The organism is Streptomyces sp. NRRL WC-3605, assembly GCF_001509795.1.
Taxonomy (GTDB): domain Bacteria; phylum Actinomycetota; class Actinomycetes; order Streptomycetales; family Streptomycetaceae; genus Streptomyces; species Streptomyces viridochromogenes.
The window spans coordinates 1-24,974 of the sequence record NZ_LLZN01000087.1 but is presented as its reverse complement, the minus strand read 5'-3'; the positions used below and the strand labels follow the sequence as shown (position 1 = coordinate 24,974).

23 protein-coding genes are annotated in these 24,974 nt (G+C 74.2%); 17 read left to right on the top strand and 6 right to left on the bottom strand.

What is annotated here, in order from left to right; all coding sequences use genetic code 11:
- From ADL34_RS28465 to ADL34_RS28450, 4 genes are all read left to right on the top strand, one after another.
- Nucleotides 1–570, top strand: a 570-nt coding sequence (locus ADL34_RS28465; RefSeq protein WP_159038987.1) for a flavodoxin-dependent (E)-4-hydroxy-3-methylbut-2-enyl-diphosphate synthase, incomplete at its 5' end; no start/stop codon positions are given.
- A gap of 119 nt (nt 571–689) precedes the next feature.
- Nucleotides 690–1,538: a GNAT family N-acetyltransferase gene (locus tag ADL34_RS28460; protein ID WP_062669240.1), complete on the top strand. Its 849-nt coding sequence runs from the start codon at nt 690–692 to the stop codon at nt 1,536–1,538.
- Between the two features lie 80 nt (nt 1,539–1,618).
- Nucleotides 1,619–2,182, top strand: a complete 564-nt coding sequence (locus ADL34_RS28455) for a GNAT family N-acetyltransferase (RefSeq protein WP_062669239.1) — start codon at nt 1,619–1,621, stop codon at nt 2,180–2,182.
- Nucleotides 2,183–2,413: 231 nt separating this feature from the next.
- Nucleotides 2,414–4,117: a proline--tRNA ligase gene (locus tag ADL34_RS28450; protein WP_062669238.1), complete on the top strand. Its 1,704-nt coding sequence runs from the start codon at nt 2,414–2,416 to the stop codon at nt 4,115–4,117.
- 79 nt (nt 4,118–4,196) lie between these two features.
- Here ADL34_RS28450 and ADL34_RS28445 read toward each other — a convergent pair whose 3' ends face one another.
- Together ADL34_RS28445 and ADL34_RS28440 are read right to left on the bottom strand one after the other, a co-directional pair.
- Nucleotides 4,197–4,436: a hypothetical protein gene (locus tag ADL34_RS28445; RefSeq protein WP_234375124.1), complete on the bottom strand. Its 240-nt coding sequence runs from the start codon at nt 4,434–4,436 to the stop codon at nt 4,197–4,199.
- 196 nt (nt 4,437–4,632) lie between these two features.
- A complete protein-coding gene (locus ADL34_RS28440) occupies nt 4,633–5,058 on the bottom strand; it encodes a helix-turn-helix domain-containing protein (RefSeq protein ID WP_062669236.1) in 426 nt (141 codons plus the stop codon).
- A gap of 276 nt (nt 5,059–5,334) precedes the next feature.
- Here ADL34_RS28440 and ADL34_RS28435 point away from each other — a divergent pair, with 276 nt between their 5' ends.
- The 4 genes from ADL34_RS28435 (at nt 5,335) to ADL34_RS28420 (ending at nt 8,326) form a co-directional block, all read left to right on the top strand.
- Nucleotides 5,335–5,925 carry an RNA polymerase sigma factor gene (locus tag ADL34_RS28435; protein ID WP_062669235.1) on the top strand — a complete coding sequence of 197 codons (591 nt, stop codon included), beginning with the start codon at nt 5,335–5,337 and terminating at the stop codon, nt 5,923–5,925.
- Nucleotides 5,922–6,623, top strand: a complete 702-nt coding sequence (locus tag ADL34_RS28430) for a BN159_2729 family protein (RefSeq protein WP_063892370.1) — start codon at nt 5,922–5,924, stop codon at nt 6,621–6,623. The genes ADL34_RS28435 and ADL34_RS28430 overlap by 4 nt, the downstream gene beginning before the upstream one ends.
- Nucleotides 6,620–7,615, top strand: coding sequence for a WhiB family transcriptional regulator (locus tag ADL34_RS28425; protein ID WP_159038986.1), 996 nt, complete (start codon nt 6,620–6,622; stop codon nt 7,613–7,615). The genes ADL34_RS28430 and ADL34_RS28425 overlap by 4 nt, the downstream gene beginning before the upstream one ends.
- 198 nt (nt 7,616–7,813) lie before the next feature.
- The gene (locus tag ADL34_RS28420) at nt 7,814–8,326 is read left to right on the top strand and encodes a hypothetical protein (protein WP_062669233.1); all 513 of its coding nucleotides are present in this window, start codon (nt 7,814–7,816) and stop codon (nt 8,324–8,326) included.
- A 100-nt stretch (nt 8,327–8,426) separates the two neighbouring features.
- Here the strand turns inward: ADL34_RS28420 and ADL34_RS28415 are convergent, their stop codons facing one another.
- The 3 genes from ADL34_RS28415 to ADL34_RS28405 are packed head-to-tail and all read right to left on the bottom strand — an operon-like array spanning nt 8,427 to nt 10,399.
- Nucleotides 8,427–9,326, bottom strand: coding sequence for an aminoglycoside phosphotransferase family protein (locus ADL34_RS28415; protein ID WP_062669232.1), 900 nt, complete (start codon nt 9,324–9,326; stop codon nt 8,427–8,429).
- Between the two features lie 48 nt (nt 9,327–9,374).
- Nucleotides 9,375–9,857 carry a ferritin-like domain-containing protein gene (locus ADL34_RS28410; RefSeq protein ID WP_062669231.1) on the bottom strand — a complete coding sequence of 161 codons (483 nt, stop codon included), beginning with the start codon at nt 9,855–9,857 and terminating at the stop codon, nt 9,375–9,377.
- Nucleotides 9,854–10,399 (bottom strand): hypothetical protein, encoded by a 546-nt coding sequence (locus tag ADL34_RS28405; RefSeq protein WP_062669230.1) that lies wholly within the window; start codon nt 10,397–10,399, stop codon nt 9,854–9,856. Before ADL34_RS28405 ends, ADL34_RS28410 begins: the two co-directional genes overlap by 4 nt.
- 220 nt (nt 10,400–10,619) lie before the next feature.
- Here ADL34_RS28405 and rimP point away from each other — a divergent pair, with 220 nt between their 5' ends.
- The 9 genes from rimP (at nt 10,620) to ADL34_RS28360 (ending at nt 22,512) form a co-directional block, all read left to right on the top strand.
- The gene (gene rimP, locus ADL34_RS28400; RefSeq protein ID WP_062669229.1) at nt 10,620–11,117 is read left to right on the top strand and encodes a ribosome maturation factor RimP; all 498 of its coding nucleotides are present in this window, start codon (nt 10,620–10,622) and stop codon (nt 11,115–11,117) included.
- A gap of 2 nt (nt 11,118–11,119) precedes the next feature.
- Complete coding sequence (gene nusA / locus ADL34_RS28395) at nt 11,120–12,106, top strand: transcription termination factor NusA (RefSeq protein WP_062669228.1); 987 nt, start codon at nt 11,120–11,122, stop codon at nt 12,104–12,106.
- Nucleotides 12,107–12,208: 102 nt separating this feature from the next.
- On the top strand, nt 12,209–12,505 hold the full coding sequence (locus tag ADL34_RS35220; protein WP_079033744.1) for a YlxR family protein: 297 nt from the start codon (nt 12,209–12,211) through the stop codon (nt 12,503–12,505).
- Nucleotides 12,506–12,651: 146 nt separating this feature from the next.
- Nucleotides 12,652–15,729, top strand: coding sequence for a translation initiation factor IF-2 (gene infB, locus ADL34_RS35215; protein ID WP_079034267.1), 3,078 nt, complete (start codon nt 12,652–12,654; stop codon nt 15,727–15,729).
- 142 nt (nt 15,730–15,871) lie between these two features.
- Nucleotides 15,872–16,165: a DUF503 domain-containing protein gene (locus ADL34_RS28380; RefSeq protein ID WP_062669224.1), complete on the top strand. Its 294-nt coding sequence runs from the start codon at nt 15,872–15,874 to the stop codon at nt 16,163–16,165.
- Between the two features lie 32 nt (nt 16,166–16,197).
- A complete protein-coding gene (gene rbfA / locus ADL34_RS28375) occupies nt 16,198–16,653 on the top strand; it encodes a 30S ribosome-binding factor RbfA (RefSeq protein WP_062669223.1) in 456 nt (151 codons plus the stop codon).
- Nucleotides 16,650–17,555, top strand: coding sequence for a tRNA pseudouridine(55) synthase TruB (gene truB / locus ADL34_RS28370; protein WP_062669222.1), 906 nt, complete (start codon nt 16,650–16,652; stop codon nt 17,553–17,555). Before rbfA ends, truB begins: the two co-directional genes overlap by 4 nt.
- A gap of 273 nt (nt 17,556–17,828) precedes the next feature.
- Nucleotides 17,829–21,410, top strand: a complete 3,582-nt coding sequence (locus ADL34_RS28365; protein WP_234375123.1) for a trypsin-like peptidase domain-containing protein — start codon at nt 17,829–17,831, stop codon at nt 21,408–21,410.
- 145 nt (nt 21,411–21,555) lie between these two features.
- Nucleotides 21,556–22,512 carry a bifunctional riboflavin kinase/FAD synthetase gene (locus ADL34_RS28360; RefSeq protein ID WP_062669221.1) on the top strand — a complete coding sequence of 319 codons (957 nt, stop codon included), beginning with the start codon at nt 21,556–21,558 and terminating at the stop codon, nt 22,510–22,512.
- A gap of 78 nt (nt 22,513–22,590) precedes the next feature.
- Here ADL34_RS28360 and ADL34_RS28355 read toward each other — a convergent pair.
- A partial coding sequence (locus tag ADL34_RS28355) for a MinD/ParA family ATP-binding protein (RefSeq protein WP_062739826.1) occupies nt 22,591–24,974 on the bottom strand: 2,384 nt, incomplete at its 5' end.

The window sequence follows — 24,974 nt, the reverse complement described above, 5'->3', positions numbered from 1 at the left end:
GTCATGATCGAGGCGTACAAGCAGCTCGCCGCCCAGTGCGACTACCCGCTGCACCTCGGCGTGACCGAGGCCGGCCCCGCCTTCCAGGGCACCATCAAGTCCGCCGTCGCCTTCGGCGCGCTCCTCTCCCAGGGCATCGGCGACACCATCCGCGTCTCCCTGTCGGCCCCGCCGGCCGAGGAGGTCAAGGTCGGCATCCAGATCCTCGAGTCCCTGAACCTCAAGCAGCGCGGCCTGGAGATCGTCTCCTGCCCGTCCTGCGGCCGCGCCCAGGTCGACGTCTACAAGCTGGCCGAGGAGGTCACCGCCGGTCTGACCGGCATGGAGGTCCCCCTGCGCGTCGCCGTCATGGGCTGCGTCGTCAACGGCCCCGGCGAGGCCCGCGAGGCCGACCTCGGCGTCGCCTCCGGCAACGGCAAGGGCCAGATCTTCGTCAAGGGCGAGGTCATCAAGACCGTCCCCGAGTCCAAGATCGTCGAGACCCTCATCGAAGAGGCCATGAAGCTGGCCGAGCAGATGGAGGCCGACGGCGTGACGAGCGGCGAACCCTCCGTCGCGGTCGCGGGCTGACCCGCCCGCGCCCGGACCGCCCCCGGCCGGGACCACCGGTCACGACCGCGGGGCGGCACGGCACAGCTTCCGCGGGTACAGTGCGGGGACCAGCAGAACCCCAGCGTGAGGCCCCGCACGTGTTGACCCAGACCACCTCACGGGTGCTCGAACCGAGTGACCTGGACGCCGCGCTCGCGGTCCTCGACCGCGACCCGGTCGCCAACGCCTTCGTGACGTCCCGCGTCCAGGTCGCGGGCCTCGACCCCTGGCGCCTCGGCGGCGAGATGTGGGGCTGGTACGACGACGGCATGCTGACGTCCCTGTGCTACGCGGGCGCCAACCTCGTCCCCATCTGCGCCACCCCGCGCGCCGTGCGCGCCTTCGCGGACCGCGCCCGCCGGGCCGGCCGCCGCTGCTCCTCCATCGTCGGGCCCGCAGAGCCCACCACGCAGCTGTGGCGGCTGCTCGAACCCACCTGGGGCCCCGCCCGGGAGGTCCGCGCCCACCAGCCGCTCATGGTCACCGACCAGATGCCGGCCGACATCGCCCCGGACCCGTACGTCCGCCGCATCCGCAAGGACGAGATGGAGACGATCCTCCCGGCGTGCGTGGCCATGTTCACCGAGGAGGTCGGCGTCTCGCCGCTCGCCGGCGACGGCGGCCTCCTCTACCAGGCCCGGGTCGCCGAACTCGTCGGCTCCGGCCGCTCCTTCGCCCGCCTCGACCAGAACGGCAAGGTCGTCTTCAAGGCGGAGATCGGCGCCGCCACCGACCGCGCCTGCCAGATCCAGGGCGTCTGGGTGGCCCCCGAGTACCGGGGCCAGGGGCTCGCGGCGCCCGGCATGGCGGCGGTCCTGCGCTACGCCCTCGCGGACGTGGCCCCGGTCGCCAGCCTGTACGTCAACGACTTCAACACCGCGGCCCGCAGGACCTACCGCAGGGTGGGCTTCCAGGAGGTCGGCGCCTTCATGAGCGTCCTGTTCTGACGGCACGCCCACGGGTGCGGGAGGGCCGCCGACAAGGCGCACCAGGACCCCGGCCCGGCATTGCTTGTAGGCTCCCCACCATGCGACTTCCCGGTCACGCACACCGCCGCCACCCCGACGACATCGTGATCGGCCCGCTCGACCTCCCGGCCCGGGTCGACGAGGCCCTCGCCGTCCAGGCGGTGGCGTTCGGGCTGGGCCCCGACGAAGTGGCCGTCCGCCGCCAGATCGTCCTGCGGCACATGACGTACCCCGGCGCCCGCGCGCTCGGCGCCACCGCGGGCGACCGCCTCGCCGGCTTCGTCTACGGCATGCCCAACAGCCGCAGCCACTGGTGGTCCACGGTGGTCGAGCCGTACCTGCGCGCCCAGGGCCTCGACGACTGGCTCGACGACTCGTTCGTCATCACCGAGCTGCACGTCCACCCCGCCTACCAGAACCGCGGCGTGGGCCGCGCCCTGATCACCACCATCACGGACAGCGCCGACGAGCCCCGCTCGATCCTCTCCGCGATCGACATCGACAGCCCGGCCCGCGGCCTCTACCACTCCCTCGGCTACCAGGACCTCGCGCGCCGGGTCCTGTTCCCCAGCGCCCCGAAGCCGTACGCCGTGATGGGCGCCCCGCTGCCGCTGCGCCGTTAGGGCCTTCGTTCGGGTCAGGCCGGGCTCGCGGGGTCTGGGGCCGCACCTCGCCGCGTTGTCGTCGGTTGCCATGGCTCCGCCATGGCGCCCTCCTCCGCCTTGCGATGCACGGCCCCAGACCCGCTCCCTGGTCCGGCCTGACCCGAACGAAGGCCCTAACCGATTTCCACCGTCCCGTCCCGCCCGGCTAACCTCCTGCCATCAACCACATCCGGCAGGAGTACGAGAACCATGGCGAAAGCACCGGTCCAGCGCATGTCCCAGTTGATGGCGAAGACGCTGCGCGACGACCCGGCGGACGCCGAGGTCCTCAGCCACAAGCTGTTGGTCCGCGCCGGCTACGTCCGTCGCACGGCGGCCGGCGTCTGGTCCTGGCTGCCCCTCGGCAAGCGGGTCCTGGCCAACGTGGAGCGCATCGTCCGCGAGGAGATGGACGCCATCGGCGCCCAGGAGGTGCTGCTGCCCGCCCTGCTGCCGCGTGAGCCCTACGACGCCACGGGCCGCTGGGACGAGTACGGCCAGGAGCTGTTCCGCCTCAAGGACCGCAAGGGCGGCGACTACCTGCTCGGCCCGACCCATGAGGAGATCTTCACCCTGCTGGTGAAGGACCAGGCGTCCTCCTACAAGGACCTGCCGGTCATCCTCTACCAGATCCAGCACAAGTACCGCGACGAGGCCCGCCCCCGGGCCGGCATCCTGCGCGGCCGCGAGTTCCTGATGAAGGACTCCTACTCCTTCGACACGGACGACGAGGGCCTCGCCCAGTCGTACGCCCTGCACCGCCAGGCCTACCAGCGCGTCTTCGAGCGCCTGGGCCTGGACTACCGCATCTGCGCGGCGACCGCCGGCGCGATGGGCGGCTCGAAGTCCGAGGAGTTCCTGGCCCCCGCCGGGGCCGGCGAGGACACCTTCGCCGACTGCCCGAACTGCGACTTCGCGGCGAACACCGAGGCGATCACCTACGAGCTGAAGCCGGTCGAGGCCGCGGACGTGCCCGCGCTCGAGGAGATCCCCACCCCGGACACCCCCACCATCGAGACCCTCGCCGCCCACCTCGGCGTCCCGGCCTCGGCCACCCTGAAGAACCTGCTGGTCAAGGTCGACGGCGAGATCGTCGCCGTCGGTGTCCCCGGCGACCGCGAGGTCGACATCGACAAGGTCGAGGCGCACTTCGCCCCGGCCGTCGTCGAGATGGTCACCGAGGCGGACTTCGCCGAGCGCCCCGACCTGGTGCGCGGCTACGTCGGCCCGCAGGGCCTGGGCGACAAGGTCACGTACCTCGCCGACCCGCGCGTCGCCCCCGGCACCTCCTGGATCACGGGCGCCAACAAGGAGGGCACGCACGCGAAGAACGTCGTCGCGGGCCGTGACTTCGAGGTCGACGCCTACGTCGACGTCGTGGTCGTGCAGGAGGGCGACCCCTGCCCCAAGTGCGGCACCGGCCTCAAGCTCGACCGCGCCATCGAGATCGGCCACATCTTCCAGCTCGGCCGCAAGTACGCCGACGCCCTCAAGCTCGACGTCCTCGGCCAGAACGGCAAGCCGGTCCGCGTGACCATGGGCTCCTACGGCATCGGCGTCTCCCGCGCGGTGGCCGCCCTCGCCGAGCAGACCGCCGACGACAAGGGCCTGTGCTGGCCCGCCGAGGTCGCCCCGGCCGACGTGCACGTCGTCGCCGCCGGCAAGGCCCTGCAGACCGAACTGGCCCTCGACGTCTCGGAGAAGCTGTCCGCGGCCGGGCTGCGCGTGCTGTGCGACGACCGCGCCGGTGTCTCGCCGGGCGTGAAGTTCACGGACTCGGAGCTGATCGGCGTCCCGCGGATCCTCGTCGCCGGGCGCCGCTCGGCCGAGGGCGTCGTCGAACTGAAGGACCGCAGGACGGGTGAGCGCGAGGAGCTGACCGTGGACGAGGCGATCGCCCGTCTGACCGCCTGAGCGGCACACCCCTTCCACGTCCGGCCGTCCCTCGGGAGAGAGGGGCGGCCGGCGCCGTCTCCAGCCCGGCGGCCGGGTGTCAGCCGGCCTCGGCCGCGTGCAGGCGGGGCAGCAGTTCGTGGGGGAGTTCCACGCCCATGCCGCAGAAGCAGCGCAGCGGTCCGCCCCGGGAGACGGGAGCCCCCAGGTCGATCATGAGGATGTCCACCACTTCTCTGAGCACGTCACCCGCCGGCGCACTGCGGGCCACCCTGATGCTGACCTCGTCGGGGTCCCAGACCGCGATGCTCGCCAGACCGTCCGTCACGGCAATGCGCACGCACACAACTGCCTCCCCAGGAATGCCTACGGCACGAGCGTTCCGCTCCGGGAGGTCAGCGGCTGACTGATGGTACCGATGTGTGTGGGGTTCGTGAGGAGTTTCGTCATATTCTTCCGGAGCGCGCCCTGTTCGGTTAGGTCCGGGGGAGACCGGCGGCCCCGCTCCGCGCGTGCCCGCTCGCACGCCGCTGACCTCACACGATGCGGCTAACCTGGAGCATCGCCTCGGCGTCCTTCAGCAGGGCGCGCTGCCGTGACTCCGGCAATTGCCGGTACAGCTTGAGGAGCCTGGCCTCGCGCTCGTCGCCGCTGGGGCCCGGCACCGGCCGGCCCACCGCTTCGAAGAACTCCCGCGGTGTGGTGCGCACGCCCCAGCGCCGGAACACGTCGACCATGGCCCGCAGCTTCTCCGGGTCGATGCGTGAGGTGCCGCGCGTGCGGTTCATCCAGGCGTTGAGCGTCGGGTACGAGATGCCGGACTCCGCCGCCAGGTCCTTCTGGGTCCGGTCCGGCACCTGGGCCAGCAGGCGTTCGAGCAGGGCCGCCAGATCCTCGTCCCGGTGCTGGGCGTGCCGGGCGGCTTCGGGATCGGCTGGGGGATGGCTCCGCTGGTTCGTCACGAGTCAGAGGATCGGTCATCAATATCTACAAGCGCAAGTAGATCGCAGATCAGCGAAGGTGCTTCGGGAGCACGCCGGAGCGTTCCGGGGGTGCCGGTGCTCCTGTGCGCCCCGTCCGCGCCCTCAAGTCTCACGCTCCGTAGGCTTCTTGACACGATATGCATCTACATGAAGACTGTAGACGCCCTGGGAGGGGATCGCGGGTTTCCGTCGTGGCCTGCGCGCGTCCGTCCAAGGAATCTACATCTACATGCGTATTGCAGAGGAGAAGCCGTCGTGTCCCATCCGGACAACGTCACCACCGCACCGGCCGGTCCGGAGCCCGAACTGGTCGCCCGGGCGCGCGCCGGCGACCGGGAGGCGTTCGCCGCCCTGTATTTCGAGCACTACCGCGCCGTCTACGCGTTCCTCCTGGTTCGCACCCGCAACAGACATCTCGCCGAGGACCTCACCCAGGAGGTGTTCGTCCGCGCCCTGCGCCGCATCGGCACCTTCCACTGGCAGGGCACCGCCTTCGCCGGATGGCTCACCACGATCGCCAAGAACCTCTGGCTCGACGAACTCGGGCGCGGCCGCACGCGATGGGAGACCCCCGTCGCCGAGTTCGACGACCCCCGGGACGCCCAGCGCGGCACGGAGGCCCTCGTCCTGCGCGAACTGGACGCCGTCGAGGCCCAGGAGACCGTCCACACCGCCCTGCACCGGCTCAACCCGCACCAACGGCACTGCCTGGAGCTGCGCTTCCTGGACGAACTGAGCGCGCAGGAGACCGCGTTGGCCATGGGGCGCAGCGTCGGCGCGGTGAAGACGCTCACCTACCGGGCCCTGCGCAAACTGCGCTGGACGACCGAGGCGGTGTCCGCGTGAACGCCGACAACTCCCGGGCCGGCGGCGCGGTCCTGCGGTCCGTGGACTCCGGACCCGCCGCCGTCACCCCGACCCTCGGCCCCGGCCGGCCCCAGGGCACCGTGCTGCACCGCACCGCGGAGGGCAGGTGGTCCCGCGGGCCGCGCCCGCTCACCGACCTGGAGCGCAAGGCGCTGGCCTGGGACGCCTCCTGCGCCCGCGCGCGCTCCGTCGCCCGCGCGGTCGAACGCCACCTCGCCGGGCACGCGGGCCCCTCCGACGTCCGCGTGGACGGCGACCGGGTCCGGGTCGTGCTGCGCGTGGACGGCGCCGAGTGCTGGACACGCTGGCGCGCCTACTTCCACATCACCGTCGTCGGGGAGGGCGGCCGCCCCCACACCCTGGTCGGCGAGGGCGAACGCGACGGTGTCCGCGTCACCGTGGTGGCCCACGGCGCCGCGCCGCGACGGCGGGGGCGCCGCCCCTTCCGCGTCGGCGACGCCACCTACGACCTCGCCTCCCCGCTGCGCGACGCCCACGGCGACGTCTGGTACTTCCAGGGCTGCCGGCGGCCCGACGGGATGCCCCTGCTCTCCCTGGACGGGCGCCCCGAGCGGTGCTCCCTGGCCAATGTGGCGGCCCACCTGGGCCCTCTGTCCCCGGTGTGCGACGCCCGCCGCGCCGGGGACCGCACGTCCCCGCCCGAGCCGGCCGGATGACCCCGGCGGTACCCGACGGCGGCTCACGGATCTGGGAACTGCGCGCGGCCTGCCGGGAGTGGGACGCCGATCTGTGGTTCACCCGCCGCACCTGGCCCCTCGCGATCGCGATCTGCGCACTCTGCCCCGTGCTCGAACCGTGCCGGGACGCCGTGCTGCGACGGGAGCGGGGCCTGCCCCGATGCCGCCGGCAGGGCGTCGTCGCGGGCCTCACCGGCCCCCAGCGGCACGCCATGGAACAGGCGGGACACCCGCCGGCGGCGCCGCCCTCGCCGGTGCTCCCCGCCCCGGCGCCCCGGCTCGCGCCGACCGCCCTGCCCGAGCGCGCGTCATCCCGTGCGAGGGAGGCGACCCGGGCCGTCTCCGGCCGGCGTCCGTCCACGGCGGCCGGCCTGTCCGGGACCGTCTCGTCCCAGTCCGACCTGCCCGATCCCGAGTCCGTCTCGTCCCAGTCCAACCCGTCCGAGTCCGCCCTATCCGGGTCTGGTCTGTCCGAGTCCGGCCTGTCCGAGTCCGAGTCCGGCCTGTCCGAGCCCGAGTCCAGCCCGTCCGAGTCCGGCCCGTCTGAGTCCGGCTCATTCGAGTCAAGCCCCTCCGAGTCCGGTCCGTCCGACCGTGTGCCGTTCGGCCGTGTGCCGTTCGGTCGTGTGCCGCCCCTGCCCGGGGACAACCCGGCCGACCACGCCGTCCCGCCCGGTCCGGTGCCGCTCGCCCCGGCGGAGGGGATCCCGCCCGCCGCCGGCCGGTGCGCGACCGAGGCGTCGCACTCCAGGTCCGGCGAGGAGCCCCAGCCCGCGACACGGACGCCGGAGCGGGGCGATGCGCCCGCGCGCATACGACCGGCGCCCTGTGGCACGCGCGCCGCCTACCAGCGGCATCTGCGGCGGGGCGAGCCCGTCGACGCGGCGTGCCGGGCCGCCAACACCCATGAGGCAGGGCGCTATCGCCGTACCGGGTCCACCCGTGCCCGTCCTCCGCGTCCGCCCGCCTGACCCGCGTCGCCCAGGGCCGTCCGCCGCCCCGGGCCACCGCCCGTTCGCCGACCGTCTCCGGAGAACCGCATGTCCAGGCCTTCCGCGCCCCCGCCCCGCGCACCCCTCCCACGCCGCCGCCCGCCCCCGTCCGCGTGCCGCGCCGCAGTGCCCGGCGCCCCGGTGCGCGGCCGTTCGTCCACCGTCACGGAGTACCCGATGCCCACGTCCCCCTCGTCCTTGCCGTCCCACGAGCCCGCGCCCGGCGGCCCCCGGCCTGCGGGACGCCTGCGCCGGGCGGCCACCGCGCTGTGGCGCGGGCTCCGGCCGGCTCGCCCGCCCCGGCGGCCGTGCGAGCGGGAACTGGACCTGTGCCGGCAGGAGCGCGACCGCTGGCAGCGCTACGCCGACTCCTACGAGCGGGACCTGACCCGCGTACGGCTCGAACGCGCCCAGCTGCTGGCCTGGCTGGCCGCCCTGCACCCGGCGAGCGCCGTCCTCACCCGGGGCGCCGACGGCATCCACCAGCTCGGTATCGAGGCGGGCGGCCGGCAGCTGTCCTGGCCCCTGCACCCGGCCGACCTGGCGCAGTTCGCGCACATCCCGTACGCCCCGCACGCCGCGGGACCGCACGGTCACGGGGGCGGCGACCAGGCGGCCCATCTGCGGCGGCACACGCGGCTGCTGGCCATGGAGGGCATGCTGTTCGCGACGGCCCCCGACGACCGCTGAACACCCCGCCGGACTCCGGCCGGCAGGCTCGGGAGGCACGTCGGCCGGACCCACCGCGCCCCCCTGCGAGAGCTCCCCGCAGGGGGGCGCGGCTCCCGGCCTACAGCCAGCTCGCGAACTCCAGGAGCAGCTCGGCGTCCTGCGGCCGGCCGACCCGCAGCGCCCGCACACCCGACTCCACGGCGCGGAACAGCGTCCACCCGCGCAGCCGCTCCTGGTCGACCTCCAGGGACTCGGCGAGGCGCTTGACCCTGCGGCGCGTCGTCGACGCGCCCGACGGGGCGGCGATCAGGTCCTCCACCCGGTCCCGCACCAGCCGCGCCAGATCGAACGCACACTCGCCGACCACCGGGTCCGGCCCGACCGCCAGCCACGGCATCCGCTCCCCGGCGAGGACCTTGCTCTGCCGGAACGTGCCGTGCAGCAGCTGGCGTTCCGGCGGGGCCGCCAGCAGTTCGTCCCGGGCCGCGAGCGCGGCGTCGACCAGCACCGCCACCTCGCCGTGCTCCGCCGCGGTCGCCCGCATCGCCTCCGACTGCCGTCCCGTGCGCTCCGCGACCGTCTCGAAGGGGTGCCCCTCCGGGGGTTCCACCCACAGCCGCCGCAGCGTCCCCGCCGCCTCCAGCAGCGCCTTCGCCTCCGGCAGCGACCGCACCGACCGGTCCGGGCGCAGCCGCTCCAGCAGCAGTACGCCCTCGGTCACGAACGGCTCGATCAGCTGGACGGCACCGGTGCCGCCCCAGTGCGCGAGCGCGGCCCGCTCGCTCTCCGGACGGGCGCGGGGCGGGGCCAGCTTCAGCACCGCCGGGGTGCCGTCGGCCCGCCGGACCAGCACCACGAGGCTGCTGCGGCCACCCGGCAGCTGCACCCGCTCCACCGTCAACTCGCGCAGCTCGACGGCCTGCCGGGCCGCCCGCGGCAGCTCCTCCAGCCAGGCGTCGCCGTCCGGGGCCGTCTCACCGAGCGCCCTGACCAGACGCTGCGGCGGTTCGAAAGCCATGCGCGAGTCGTCCCTTCCGTCCTGCCCGTCGGTGTCCTGCGGCCCGCGTCACGCGGTGGGCGCCGCCGGCGTGGCCGACGTGTCCGCCCGCTCCGCGAGCCCAGGGAAGGCTACGCTCCCGCCCCGCCAGCGCACCGCCCGGACCGCCGCCTCCCGCAGCGCCTCGGCGGCCGTGCCGCGCAGTTCGCCCCGGGCGGCGCGCACCAGGTCCGCGTACACACCGGCCACCCGGCTCTCCAGTTCGGCGGCGAACAGCGCCGCCGTGGCCCGGTCCGTCACCGGGAACGGCAGCGCGTACCCGGCGCTCGCGGCGACCGGGTCGGCGCCCAGGTCGCGCACCGCGCGCGCCAGCGCGTCCCGCCGCGCCCGGTGGGCCTCGTACGCGGCCCGCGCGTCGGAGCGCCGCTCCTCGCCGATCCGGCCGCCGACCACGCCGTACCCGTAGACGGCCGCGTGCTCGGCGGCCAGCGCCGCCTGAAGCGCCGTCACCGCCGCCTTGCTCGCCTTGTTCGCCTCGTCGGTGTCGCTCACTTGGCACCCTCCGTCAGCAGGAACGCGTGCGCGGCGCCGGCCGCCGCCACCGAGGCGAGCAGGCGGGCCAGTTCACCGGGCATCTCCAGCAGGGTCTTGGCCCGCTGGTCCGCGAGGGTCCGTTCGGCTGCGGCCAGTTCGGCCAGCGCATCCCGCTCGTCCGAGGGCACCGCCGGGACCGGGGCCGAGGCGGAGGGCGACGGGGAGCCGGAGCCTGAGGGGGAGGCGGAGGGCGACGCCCCGGACGCGCCCCCGCCGAACGCCTCCACATGCCGGGCCGCCTCCGCCCGCAGCGGGGCCACCAGCCCCTCCAGCGCCGGATGGGCGGCGAGGACGGCGTCGTACCGCCCGACCAGACCCTCGCTGTCCCGGGCCGCACGCGCGCGTGCCCGTTCGGCGAGCGACGGACTGCCGCCCGTACCGCCGTCCGGGTCGTCGGACGCCGGGGAGCAGCCCGCCAGCAGCGCGGCTCCGGCGGCCGAGGCGAGCAGGGTTCTTCTGCGCGGTCCCGGGAGGGCGCGCGAGGGCGGGGGGTACGGCACGGCGACTTCCTCGGGGAGTACGTACGAAAGCACTTGCGACGGCGGCCGCCCGGTCAGCGGGCCGGCGGACCCGTGATCACCGTACCCGCGCGGCGCGGCGGTGCCACTCATCGGCACCGGTCACCCACAGGTGGACGGCAACACACCCTGCGACCGGATACCCTTTGACCTGACACGCGACCCATCCCACAACAGCACACGCGGCCGAGGAGTCACCCGGATGAGCACCACCCAGAGCGAGAGGCTGCGAGCACTCCTGGAACCCCTCGTCAGCTCCCAGGGACTGGACCTCGAAGAGATCGAGGTGGACTCGGTCGGACGCAAGCGTGTGCTGCGCGTCGTCGTCGACTCCGACACCGGCGCCGACCTGGACCGGATCGCCGATGTGAGCCGCGCGCTCTCGGCGACGCTGGACGAGACGGACGCGATGGGCGAGGGCGAGTACACCCTCGAGGTCGGCACCCCGGGCGCGGAACGCCTCCTCAAGGAGCACCGCCACTACGTGCGCGCCGTCGACCGCCTGGTGAAGTTCGAGCTGGCCGAGGGCGGCGAACTGGTGGCCCGCATCCTCGAGGTCGACGACGACGGTCTCGACCTCGAAGTGCCCGGGGTCAAGGGCCGCAAGGCGACCAGCCGCAGACTCGCGTTCCCGGAGATCGAGAAGGCGCGCGTGCAGGTCGAGTTCAACCGCAAGGACAAGAAGGAAGAGGAGGCGTAGCCGTGGACATCGACATGAGTGCCCTGCGGGGCTTGGTTCGGGAGAAGGAGATCTCCTTCGACCTGCTGGTCGAGGCGATCGAGTCGGCCCTCCTCATCGCCTACCACCGCACCGAGGGAAGCCGCCGACACGCGCGCGTGGAGCTCAACCGGGAGACCGGGCATGTGACCGTGTGGGCGAAGGAGGACCCCGAGGACCTCGACGAGGGCCAGGAGGCCCGCGAGTTCGACGACACCCCGTCCGGGTTCGGCCGTATCGCCGCCACCACCGCCAAGCAGGTCATCCTGCAGCGGCTGCGCGACGCCGAGGACGACGCGACGCTCGGCGAGTACGCCGGCCGCGAGGGCGACATCGTCACCGGCGTGGTCCAGCAGGGCCGCGACCCGAAGAACGTGCTCGTGGACATCGGCAAGCTGGAGGCCATCCTGCCGGTGCAGGAGCAGGTCCCCGGCGAGACCTACCCGCACGGCATGCGGCTGCGGTCGTACGTGGTGCGCGTCGCCAAGGGGGTGCGCGGGCCCTCCGTGACCCTGTCGCGCACCCACCCGAACCTGGTGAAGAAGCTCTTCGCGCTGGAGGTGCCGGAGATCGCGGACGGATCCGTCGAGATCGCCGCCATCGCGCGTGAGGCCGGTCACCGCAGCAAGATCGCCGTGCGCTCCACCCGCAGCGGCCTGAACGCCAAGGGCGCCTGCATCGGCCCCATGGGCGGCCGGGTGCGCAACGTCATGGGGGAGCTGAACGGTGAGAAGATCGACATCGTCGACTGGTCGGACGACCCGGCCGAGATGGTGGCGAACGCGCTCTCCCCGGCCCGCGTCTCCAAGGTGGAGGTCGTGGACATGGCGACCCGGTCGGCGCGCGTGACCGTGCCGGACTACCAGCTGTCGCTGGCGATCGGCAAGGAAGGGCAGAACGCCCGGCTCGCGGCCCGGCTCACCGGCTGGCGCATCGACATCCGGCCGGACACCGAGCAGGCCGGGGAATAGATCCGGACCTCGGGTCGCTCAGATCACGTCAGGTTATCGTCCGGCAACTGTTCGAATCCTGCCCCAAAGGGGTGAGGTCGGCACGGGGAGGTAGACTTAGCTGTGTCTGGCCGGACACGCGTCCGCGCATGCCCTGAGCGCACCTGTGTGGGGTGCCGGGAGCGAGCGGCCAAGGCTGATCTGCTGCGGATCGTGGCGATCGAGGACGAGTGCGTCCCCGATCCTCGCGGTACGCTGCCCGGCCGGGGTGCGTATGTACACCCCGCCCTGGTCTGTCTCGACCAGGCGGTACGCCGCCGGGCGTTCACGAGGGCGTTGCGTGCCCCGGGAGCGCTCGACACAAAGGCGTTGCGCCGGTACGTCGAGCAGACGACAGTTGCCGAGCAGGCAACACCGTAAGAAGCGTCGCGCGGAACCCCGTGCGGCCCTGGTACCTCGCGAGTCGGAAGTAGGTCGAGATTGCGATGAGCACTCGATGAGTACGCGATGAGTACGCCCATGAAGTAGCGACGGTCCGGCCGCAACCCGGACCTAAAAGGAGCGAAGTGGCTAAGGTCCGGGTATACGAACTCGCCAAGGAGTTCGGCGTCGAGAGCAAGGTCGTCATGGCCAAGCTCCAAGAACTCGGTGAATTCGTCCGTTCGGCGTCTTCGACCATCGAAGCGCCCGTAGTCCGCAAACTGACGGACGCCCTCCAGCAGGGCAACGGCGGCGGCAAGCCCGCCCCCGCCCGCAAGGCTGCCCCGGCGAAGCCGGCAGCCCCCTCTCCCGCGCAGTCGGCCCGTCCGGCCGCCCCGCGCCCGCCGGCCCCCAAGCCGGCCGCCGAGAAGCCCGCGGCTCCCGCCGCGCCGGCCTCCTCCGGCGCCCGTCCCACTCCGGGCCCGAAGCCCGCGCCGCGGCCCGCCCCGGCGTCCCCGGCTCCGACCACGCCCGAGTTCACGGCGCCCCCGTCGGCGCCCGCCGCTCCGGCGGCCTCGCAGGGCCAGGGCACCGGCACGCGTCCGGGCGCCCCGCGTCCGGCCGGCCAGGCCCCGCGTCCGGGTGCTCCGCGTCCGAGCGGCCAGCAGGGCGGCCAGGGCCGCGGTGAGCGTTCCGGCGCCCCGCGTCCGGGTGGCCAGGGGCCGCGTCCCGGCGCCCGTCCGGCCGGTCCCCGTCCGGGCAACAACCCCTTCACCTCCGGCGGCTCCACCGGCATGGCGCGTCCGCAGACGCCCCGTCCCGGCGGTGCCCCGCGTCCGGGTGGCCCCGGTGCCCCCGGCGGCGCCCCGCGTCCGCAGGGCCAGGGCGGTCCCCGTCCCCAGGGCGCGGCGGGCGGTCCCCGTCCGCAGGCTCCGGGCGGTCCGCGTCCCACGCCGGGCGGCATGCCCCGTCCGCAGGGCGGCGGCCCCCGTCCCGGTGGCCCGCGTCCGAACCCGGGCATGATGCCGCAGCGTCCCGCTGCCGGCCCGCGTCCCGGTGGCGGCGGTCCCGGTGGCCGTGGTCCCGGTGGCGGCGGTCGTCCCGGTGGCGGCGGCGGTCGTCCGGGTGGCGGCGGCTTCGCCGGCCGTCCGGGTGGCGGTGGCGGCGGCTTCGCCGGTCGTCCCGGCGGTCCCGGTGGCGGTGGCGGCGGCTTCGCCGGCCGTCCCGGTGGTCCCGGTGGTGGCGGCGGCCGTCCCGGCTTCGGTGGCCGTCCCGGCGGTCCCGGCGGCCGTGGTGGCACGCAGGGCGCCTTCGGCCGTCCCGGTGGTCCCGCGCGTCGCGGCCGCAAGTCGAAGCGGCAGAGGCGCCAGGAGTACGAGGCCATGCAGGCCCCGTCGGTCGGCGGTGTGATGCTGCCTCGCGGCAACGGCGAGTCGATTCGCCTGTCGCGCGGTGCGTCGCTCACCGACTTCGCGGAGAAGATCAACGCCAACCCGGCGTCGCTCGTCGCGGTCATGATGAACCTCGGCGAGATGGTCACCGCGACCCAGTCCGTCTCCGACGAGACGCTCCAGCTCCTCGCGGACGAGATGAACTACACCGTTCAGATCGTCAGCCCGGAGGAGGAGGACCGCGAGCTCCTCGAGTCCTTCGACATCGAGTTCGGCGAGGACGAGGGCGACGAGGAGGACCTGGTGGTCCGCCCGCCGGTCGTCACCGTCATGGGTCACGTCGACCACGGCAAGACCCGACTGCTCGACGCCATCCGCAAGACGAACGTCATCGCGGGCGAGGCCGGCGGCATCACCCAGCACATCGGTGCCTACCAGGTCGCGACCGAGGTCAACGACGAAGAGCGCAAGATCACCTTCATCGACACCCCGGGTCACGAGGCGTTCACCGCCATGCGTGCCCGTGGTGCGAAGTCGACCGACATCGCGATCCTGGTCGTCGCGGCCAACGACGGCGTCATGCCGCAGACGGTCGAGGCGCTCAACCACGCCAAGGCCGCCGAGGTCCCGATCGTCGTCGCGGTCAACAAGATCGACGTCGAGGGTGCCGACCCGACCAAGGTGCGCGGTCAGCTCACCGAGTACGGGCTGGTGGCCGAGGAGTACGGCGGCGACACGATGTTCGTCGACATCTCCGCCAAGCAGGGTCTGCACATCGACTCCCTGCTGGAGGCCGTGGTCCTCACCGCGGACGCCTCGCTCGACCTGCGGGCCAACCCGAACCAGGACGCGCAGGGCATCTCGATCGAGTCCCGTCTCGACCGCGGCCGCGGTGCCGTGGCGACGGTCCTCGTCCAGCGAGGCACGCTGCGGGTCGGCGACACGATGGTCGTGGGCGACGCCTACGGCCGTGTGCGCGCCATGCTCGACGACAACGGCAACAACGTCGCCGAGGCCGGTCCCTCGACGCCGGTCCAGGTCCTGGGCCTGACCAACGTCCCGGGTGCGGGCGACAACTTCCTGGTGGTCGACGAGGACCGTACGGCCCGTCAGATCGCCGAGAAGCGCGCCGCCCGTGAGCGCAACGCCGCGTTCGCCAAGCGCACGCGCCGCGTGTCGCTGGAGGACCTGGACAAGGTGCTCAAGGCCGGCGAGGTCCAGCAGCTGAACCTGATCATCAAGGGTGACGCGTCTGGTTCCGTCGAGGCCCTCGAGTCCTCCCTGCTCCAGCTGGACGTCGGCGAAGAGGTCGACATCCGCGTCCTGCACCGCGGCGTCGGTGCGGTCACGGAGTCCGACATCGACCTGGCCATGGGCTCCGACGCCATCGTCATCGGCTTCAACGTCCGGGCAGCCGGCCGTGCGCAGCAGATGGCGGAGCGCGAGGGCGTGGACGTCCGGTACTACTCGGTCATCTACCAGGCGATCGAGGAGATCGAGGCGGCCCTCAAGGGCATGCTCAAGCCGGAGTACGAAGAGGTCGAGCTCGGCACGGCGGAGATCCGCGAGGTCTTCAAGTCGTCCAAGCTGGGCAACATCGCGGGTGTTCTCATCCGCTCCGGCGAGGTCAAGCGCAACACCAAGGCGCGCCTGGTCCGCGATGGCAAGGTCATCGCGGAGAACCTCAACATCGAGGGTCTGCGTCGCTTCAAGGACGACGTCACCGAGATCCGCGAAGGCTACGAGGGTGGTATCAACCTCGGAAACTTCAACGACATCAAGGTCGACGACGTCATCGCGACGTACGAGATGCGCGAGAAGCCGCGCGTCTGATCCAGCACGCGATCGGGGCCGGTCGGCGGGAGTTCCCGGAAGGGAAACTCCGTCGATCGGCCCCGGCCGTTGCGTGTACGGTTCCCGTATCGGCGCCGAGCCTGGCGCCCGTACCCCGAACCGGCGGGACATCCGGACACATATGTATGTGGGGACTCTGTCCTTCGACCTGCTCCTCGGCGACGTCCACTCGCTCAAGGAGAAACGCTCCCTCGTCCGTCCCATCGTGGCCGAGCTCCAGCGCAAGTACGCGGTGAGCGTGGCCGAGACGGACCACCAGAACCTCCATCGCCGGGCCGGGATCGGCCTCGCGGTGGTCTCCGGGGACATGGGACACCTCACCGGCGTACTGGACCGCTGCGAGCGGCTGGTCGCCGGACGCCCCGAGGTGGAACTGCTCTCGGTTCGACGCAGGCTCCACAGCGACGAAGACTGAAGCAAGACGTAAGCACTTAAGGAGACGGACCAGTGGCCGACAACGCGCGTGCCAAGAGGCTGGCGGACCTCATCCGAGAGGTGGTGGCCCAGAAGCTGCAACGCGGGATCAAGGACCCGCGGCTCGGCTCGCACGTCACCATCACGGACACCCGCGTCACGGGTGACCTGCGGGAGGCGACCGTCTTCTACACGGTGTACGGCGACGACGAGGAGCGGGCGGCCGCCGCGGCCGGTCTGGAGAGCGCCAAGGGCGTCCTGCGGTCCGAGGTCGGCCGGGCCGCCGGGGTGAAGTTCACCCCGACCCTCACCTTCGTCGCCGACGCCCTGCCGGACACCGCCAAGACCATCGAGGACCTCCTCGACAAGGCGCGCCAGTCCGACGAGAAGGTCCGCGAGGCGTCCGCGGGCGCCCGGTACGCCGGTGAGGCGGACCCGTACCGCAAGCCGGGCACCGAGGACGAGACGGACGGCGACACCGCGGAATGACGCAGAAGAACACCACGCCCGACGGCCTTGTCATCGTCGACAAGCCGTCGGGCTTCACGTCGCACGACGTGGTCGCCAAGATGCGCGGCATCGCCCGCACCCGCCGGGTCGGGCACGCCGGCACCCTCGACCCGATGGCCACGGGCGTGCTCGTCCTCGGCGTCGAGAAGGCGACCAAGCTGCTCGGTCATCTGGCCCTGACCGAGAAGGAGTACCTGGGCACGATCCGCCTCGGCCAGACCACGGTCACCGACGACGCCGAGGGCGAGATCACGGGGTCCACCGACGCCTCGAAGGTCACCCGCGACGCCGTCGACGCCGGGATCGCCAAGCTGACCGGCGACATCATGCAGGTCCCGTCCAAGGTCAGCGCCATCAAGATCGACGGGGTCCGCTCCTACAAGCGGGCCCGCGACGGCGAGGACTTCGAGATCCCGGCCCGCCCGGTCACCGTGTCGTCCTTCTCGGTGTACGACCTGCGCGACGCCGTCGCCGACGACGGGACCCCCGTCCTCGACCTGGTCGTCTCCGTCGTCTGCTCCTCCGGCACGTACATCCGGGCCCTCGCCCGCGACCTCGGTGCCGGCCTCGGCGTCGGCGGGCACCTCACGGCCCTGCGGCGCACCCGCGTCGGGCCGTACAAGCTGGACGCCGCGCGGACGCTCGACCAGCTCCAGCAGGAGCTCACGGTCATGCCGATCGCCGACGCCGCCACGGCGGCCTTCCCCCGCTGGGAGATCGACGCCCGGCGCGCCCGGCTGCTCACGAACGGCGTCCGGCTCGACATGCCCGACGAGTACACCGGCTCCGGACCCGTCGGGGTCTTCGACGCCGACGGCCGCTTCCTCGCGCTCGTCGAGGAGCACAAGGGCAAGGCCAAGAGCCTCGCCGTGTTCGGCTGAGCGCCCGCACGGCACGGGTCCCTGCCCGTGGAGCGGCGGTCACGGGGTCGTCCTCTGCCCGCCGCTCCACGGTCCCCCCTCGGTTCCCCCACCCCTAGGGTGTATCCACCCACCCCCGCCTGTTCACCCGTCCGGGCAGGCGCTCGGAGTGAACCGAGGGTGTGCAAGGGGGCGCGTTCGGCACGCGACCTGTCCCACTGATCATCTGCCGCCTACCGTCGAAGCGACAGGGCGGGCGATGAGCGTGCGGGTGCGGGGCGGGGAGGTTCGACGATGGCGGGACGGGGCCCGCGTGCGGCGGACACGGACGGGACGCGGGGGACGGGCGACGGCCCGGAGCAGCCCGACGGGGCCACCGCGTCCCACCGGTCACGGCGCGCCCGCCCCCACGACGACGGCCGCCCCCGGCACGCCCGCCGGCCGGACCCGGACCGCCCCGACGACGACCCGCCGGGCGCCCGCCTCCGGGACGACGCCCTGGTCCGCGTCCACGACCCGGCCGGCCGGCCCCGCGGCCTCGGCTTCCTCGCCGACCACCACGGCACCGTCGTCACCGCGCACGAAGTCGTCGACGGGCAGTCCCGGCTCGTCGTGCACACCGCCGGTGGCAGCCGCAGCTGCGTGGTGACCGCCGCCGCGGTGACCCCGCTGCCCGAGCGGGGCCTCGCCCTCGTCCGCACCGAAGGGCTGGGTGTCGACCCGCTGCCGGTGACCGTCCGGGACCGCTGCGGGACCGGCACCTACGTGCACATCCCGGCCGGCGGCTGGCGGCAGGCCCGCGTCCTCGACGCCACCCCCGCCACCTACACGGCGACCGACCGCCACCACGCCCTCGACGGCGTCCTGGAACTCGCCATCGGCACCGCGGGCCGGGACGCGCTGCGGCTCGGCGGAGGCGCCGCCGGCGGACCCGTGCTCGACGCCACGACCGGAGCCGTCCTCGGTGTCCTCGGCACCGCCCTGCACTCCGCCCACAGCGACGCCGTGCTCGCCGCACCGCTGCGGCCCGCCCCGGACGGCCCGCTCACCGACCTCCTCGGCGACAACGCCGCGACGGTGCCCGCCCACGGCGCCGACCTGAACCTCGCCGGAGTGCTGGAGCTGACGGCCACCCAGGTCGCCCAGGACGCCCCGCCCTCCGGATCACAGGGGGCTCCCGTCCAACGGGCCGCCGTCACCGCGGAGTTCGACGCCTTCCTCGCGGGCCCGGCCACCGTCCTCGGCCTGGTCGGGCCGCCCGGCAGCGGCCGTACGACGGAACTCGCGGGACTCGCCGCCCGGCGCACCCACGGCCCCGGCCCCGCACCCACCCTCTGGCTGCGCGGCGCCGACCTCGCCGGCGATGACACCTCCGTCGCCGACGCGGCACGCCGGGCGCTCGACCGCGCCGCGCGCATCCTCGCCGCGTCCGCCGGCGTAGACCTCGCCGCCGACCTCACGCCCGAGCGCCTGGCCCGCCTCGCCCGCGACGCGGGCCGCCCCCTGCTGCTCCTGCTCGACGGCCCGGAGGAGATGCCGCCCGCCGCCGCGGACCGCCTCGCCGACTGGACCGGCGCCACCGCGCGCTGGCTGCGCGACCACGGCGCTCGGCTGGTGGTGGCCTGCCGGACCGAGCACTGGGAGACCGCCGGTGCCGGATTCCCCGAGGACCAGCTGCACATCCCCGCGGGCCACCCGCCCCACGCACCCGTCCCGCCCTGCCTCGCCCTCGACGACCTCACCCCCGACGAGGCCCGGCAGGCCCGCGCCCGCCACGGCATCCCCGACGACGCCCTCGCCGACGCCGACGCCCGCCACCCCCTGACCCTCCGCCTCCTCGCGGACGTGCGCGCCGCCCTGCCCGGCGCGCCCGCACCCCACGGGGCCGACCGGCACGACGTCCTCTCCGCCCACCTCGACCTGATGTGCCTGCGCGTCGCCGTCCGCCTCGCCGCGGAGAACGGCCTGCGCGGCACCGCCGTCCGCCGGCTCGCCGCCCGCGTCGCCGGCCAGGTCCACGAGGCCGCCCGGCGCAGCCTCGGCACCGGCCAGGGCGAACTGGACCGGCCCGCCTTCGAGGCGGTGTTCCCCTGGGGCCACGCACCCCGGTGGCTCGGCGGCACCACCGGCTGGGCCCGCGCCGTCCTCACCGAAGGACTCCTCGTCCCGGCCGGCGACGGCTACCGCTTCGCCCACGAGGAACTCGCCGACTGGCTCCAGGGCCTCCACCTCGACCTCGACGAGGCCCTGCGCGCCCTGCTGCGCCCCGGCCCCACCGGCAGCACGGACCGGCCCGCCCCTCCCGTACCGCGCCACCGCATCGGCCCCGTCCTCCAGGCCCTCCTGCTCGTCCCGCGTCTCCACGGCACCGGCCGGCTCGGCGACCGGCTCGCGCAGCTGTCCGACGCGCTCGACGCCGACCGCACCGACTGGTGGGCGGCCCGGCTGCTCACCGAGACCCTGCTGCGGATCCCCGACGCCACCCCCCACCTGGACGTCCTGCGGCTCACCGCCGACCGGATCGTGGCCTGGCGCCGGCAGGGGCACCCCGCACCCGCCGACCTCGGCCCCGCCTTCTGGACCGCGCTGCCCCTGCCGGACACCGAACGCCTCGACCTGCTGCGCCGCCTCGTCCCCGCCGACGGCCCCCTCGACGACACCGAGGGACCCCGGCCGCCCCGCTACCTGGACGCCGTCGCCCGCCTCCTCGCCGCCGACCCCACCGCCGTACAGCCCCGGCTCACCCGCTGGTTCGACGACGACCGCCCGCTGCCCGCCACCCCGCACGCCACCGTCGCCCTCGCCGCCCAGGCCCTGCTGCACACCCACCGCCACCACGCCCTCGACGACCTCACCGAGACCCTCGTCGCCAGCGCCCACCCCCGCGCCGACGAACTCCTCGGCGCCCTCGCCGAGGAGGAGCCGTCCGCCGTCTGCCGGGCGGTGGACCGCTGGGCCCACGACGAACGCCCCGCCCGGCGCGTCGCCGCCCTCGCCCACGGGCTGCGCGCCGCACCCCACGTCCACACCGAGGCCGACCGCGCCCTGCTGCGCTACGCCGCCCTCGCCCTGCTCGCCCGCCCCGCCGACAGCGCCCTGCACGGCGGCGCCCTCGCCCTCCTCGTCCGCGACCCGCACTCCCGCGCCCGCCATCTCCCGCAGGCCCTCGCGCACTTCACGGCCGCCGACCCGCAGTTCCCGCCCAGCGCCCTCGTCGCCGCCCTGGCCACCCACCCCGAGCCGGTCCTGGAGGCCTTCCGCGCCCGCCTGGAGCGTCCCGGCACCGGCGCCGTGCTGCGCTCCCTCGCCGATGTCACCGCACCCGGCCTCGCCCGCAAGGTCGCCGGCCTCGTCCAGGACGCGGTACGGCGGCACCCCGAGACCGCCACCGACGTCGCCGCCTACGTCGACCGGTCCCTCGACCAGGGACCCGGTGCCAGGGCGGTCCTCTTCCCGCTCGTCACCGGCCTGCTCGACGGCGGCCCGGAACAGGTGCGGGCCGCCCTCGCCACCGTGCTCGCCGCCCCCGGCACCCCCGCCTCCCGCGGACTGCGCCGGGAGCTGCTGGACTTCCTGCTCACCCACGAACAGGCGCCCGCCGTCCTCGACGCCCTGCTGCACGCCGCCGTCCGCACCACGGGCGGCGCGGCGGACGACTCCCTGCGCGACCTCGTCCACCACACCGGGCTGCTGCTCGTCCGCACCCCGGACGGCGCCGCCCGCTTCGACCGCGGCCTGGTCGACCTCGCCCGGGAGGTCCCCGGCTTCGCCGCGCGGGTCGCCGGCTGGCTCACCGGCACACCACGGGACTGGGCGGCCGTCGTCGGCCCCAGCACCCGCCGCATGATCGAGAACCTGGCGGGCGTCCCCGTCTGAGCGGCGCATCGGCACGTGCACCCCGTCACAGCGCCCATGCCGATGCGGGCCGGGGGCCGTCGGCATGGCACCCTTAGAGCTGCGTAAGACCGTTTGGGCAATGACGGACACCGGTTCGACGAGTTTGCGACAAGGAGCAGGCACAGTGCAGCGCTGGCGTGGCTTGGAGGACATCCCCCAGGACTGGGGGCGCAGCGTCGTCACCATCGGTTCCTACGACGGAGTCCACCGCGGACACCAGCTGATCATCCGGCACGCCGTGGACCGCGCCCGGGAGCTGGGCGTCCCGGCCGTCGTCGTCACCTTCGACCCGCATCCCAGCGAGGTCGTCCGCCCCGGCAGCCACCCGCCCCTGCTCGCCCCGCACCACCGGCGCGCCGAGCTGATGGCCGAGCTGGGCGTGGACGCGGTGCTGGTCCTGCCGTTCACGACCGAGTTCTCGAAGCTGTCGCCGGCCGAGTTCGTCGTCAAGGTCCTCGTCGACAAGCTGCACGCCAAGGCGGTCGTGGAGGGCCCCAACTTCCGCTTCGGGCACCGCGCCGCCGGGAACGTCGAGTTCCTCGCCGAGCAGGGCAAGACCTACGACTACGAGGTCGAGGTCGTCGACCTGTTCGTCAGCGGTGAGGCGGGCGGCGGCGAGCCGTTCTCCTCGACCCTGACCCGCCGACTGGTCGCCGAGGGCGACGTCGCCGGGGCCGCCGAGATCCTGGGCCGCCCGCACCGCGTGGAGGGCGTCGTCGTACGCGGCGCCCAGCGCGGCCGCGAGCTCGGCTTCCCCACCGCCAACGTGGAGACCCTGCCGCACACCGCGATCCCCGCCGACGGCGTCTACGCCGGCTGGCTGCACGCCCAGGGCGAGGTGATGCCGGCCGCCGTCTCCGTCGGCACCAACCCGCAGTTCGACGGCACCGAGCGCACGGTGGAGGCGTACGCCATCGACCGCGTCGGCCTCGACCTGTACGGGCTGCACGTGTCGGTCGACTTCCTCGCCTACGTGCGCGGCCAGGAGAAGTTCGACTCGCTCGACGCGCTCCTGGAGGCCATGGCCCGGGACGTGCAGCGGTGCCGGGAACTGATCGCGGCGGCCGACGGTTCCGCCTGACGCGGACCCGCACAGCAGACGGCGGAGGGCCGGCACCCGTTCGGTGTCGGCCCTCCGCCGTTCTCGCGCTCGCGTCCGCTACTGCTGGGTCCAGCCGGGCGGGACGACGCCCTGCTGCTGCCCCTGCTGCGGTTCCTGCGGCGGCGGGGCCTGCTGCTGCCATTGCTGCCCCGGCGCCGGCTGCTGCGGCGCCTGCTGCCAGCCCTGCCCGGGCTGCGGGGCACCATCGGGCTGGGCGTACGGCTGCTGGGGCTGCGGCTGTCCGGGCTGCTGCGGGTAGCCCTGCTGCTGCGGGTGCTGGTACTGCATGTTCGGGTTGCCGAAGCCCTGCTGGGTCCGGGCGATGTCCTCGGCGATCAGGGCGGCGAGGTCGAAGTACGCCTCGCGCGTCTTGGGACGCATCATGTCGAGGTCCACCTCGGCACCCGCGGAGAGGTGCTCGTCGAAGGGGATCACGACGACACCGCGGCACCGGGTCTCGAAGTGGGCGACGATGTCGTCCACCTTGATCATCTTGCCCGTCTCGCGGACACCCGAGATCACGGTGACCGACCGCTGCACGAGATCCGCGAAGCCGTTCGCCGACAGCCAGTCCAGCGTCGTCGACGCGCTGCTCGCACCGTCCACGGACGGAGTCGAGATGATGATCAGCTGGTCGGCGAGATCCAGCACCCCGCGCATGGCGCTGTAGAGCAGGCCGGTGCCCGAGTCCGTGAGGATGATCGGGTACTGCCGCCCCAGCACGTCCAGCGCGCTGCGGTAGTCCTGGTCGTTGAACGTGGTGGAGACGGCCGGATCCACGTCGTTGGCGATGATCTCCAGACCGGAGGGCGCCTGCGAGGTGAAGCGGCGGATGTCCATGTAGCTGTTGAGCTGCGGGATCGCCTGCACCAGGTCGCGGATCGTCGCACCCGTCTCGCGCCGCACCCGTCGGCCGAGCGTGCCGGCGTCCGGGTTGGCGTCGATCGCCAGGATCTTGTCCTGCCGCTCGGTGGCCAGCGTGGCACCCAGCGACATGGTCGTCGTCGTCTTGCCGACACCGCCCTTGAGGCTGATGACCGCGATCCGGTAGCAGGACATCACCGGCGTCCGGATCAGACCGAGCTTGCGCTCCCGCTCCGCCTGCTCCTTCTTGGCACCGAGCTTGAACCGGGACGGACCCTGGTTGTTCTTGCGGGCCTTCGGCTGGTTGCGCAGCAGGCGGTCGGACGACAGCTCCACTGCGGCGTTGTAGCCGAGCGGCGTGCCGGGCGCGGCCTGCTGCTGCGGGGCACCCGGACCGGCCTGCGGACCGGGCGGCGCCGACCAGCCGCCCTGGCTGCCGTAGGCGGCGGGGGTCTGCGGGGCCTGTGGTGCCTGCGGCTGAGGCTGCGGCTGGGCCGGGGGCTGCTGCGCGGCCGGCTGCTGGGGCTGACCGGGCTGGCCGGGCGCGCCGGGCTGCTGGGGATAGCCGTAGCCCGGCTGCTGCTGCGGGTAGCCGTAACCGGGCTGCGGCTGACCCGGCTGCTGCGGATAGCCGTAGGGCTGGGGCTGTCCCGGCTGCGGCACCTGCTGGGGTGCCTGCGGCTGCGGCTGCGGCTGGCCGGGCTGCTGCGGGTAGCCGTACGGCTGCTGCGGCTGGCCGGGCTGGATGGGCTGGGTCGGCTGGTGCGCCTGGCGCGGGTCCACCGGCTGGCCGGGCTGGCCGGGCTGCGGCTGGGCCGGGCCGAATCCGCCCTGGGCCGGGAGCTGCTGGGGCTGCGGCTGTCCGGGCTGCTGCGGGTAGCCGTAGCCGTAGCCGGGAGCCGGCGGGGCGCCCTGGGCCGGCGGCTGCGGTACGCCCTGCTGCGGCGCGCCCTGCTGGGGGTGCGCGGGCACGAAGCCCTGGGGCAGCGGCGGCAACGGCTGGCCGGGCTGCTGCTGTCCGGCGGGCTGGGCGTGCGGCTGCTCACCAGGGGCCGCGGGCGGCTGCGCGGGGATGCCGGGCTGGGCGTGCGGCGGCATCGGGGCCTGGGCCTGGGCGGCGGGGTGGGCCTGCGGCTGCTCGGGGGCGGCGGGGTGCGCCTCCGGCTCGGCGGCGGGCGCCGCCTCCGGGGTGGTCGGCGCGGCCTCCGGCTGCACCTCGGCCTCCGGCTGTACCGGGGCTGCTTCGGGCTGCGGCTGCGGGTCGGCGTCGGCCCGCGCGGTGTCGTCGGCCGCACCGGACGGGGTGCCGGCCCCCGGCGCGGCGGTCTGCTCCGCCTCCGGCTCGTCGTTCCGTTCCGCCTCCGGCTCGTCGTCTCCGCCGAACAGGCGGGCCGCCTCGGCGTCGGCGGCGGCGTGGTTGAGCTCCGGCTCGGGCTCCGGCCGCTCGGCCTCGGGCTGCTCGGCCACCGGGGGAACGGGGGCGGGCGGCTCGGGCGCGGTGGCCGCGGGGACCTGGGCGCTGTCGTCGACCGGGCGCAGCACCGGGAAGCCGGGAGCGGCCGGGGGAGCGGCGGGGG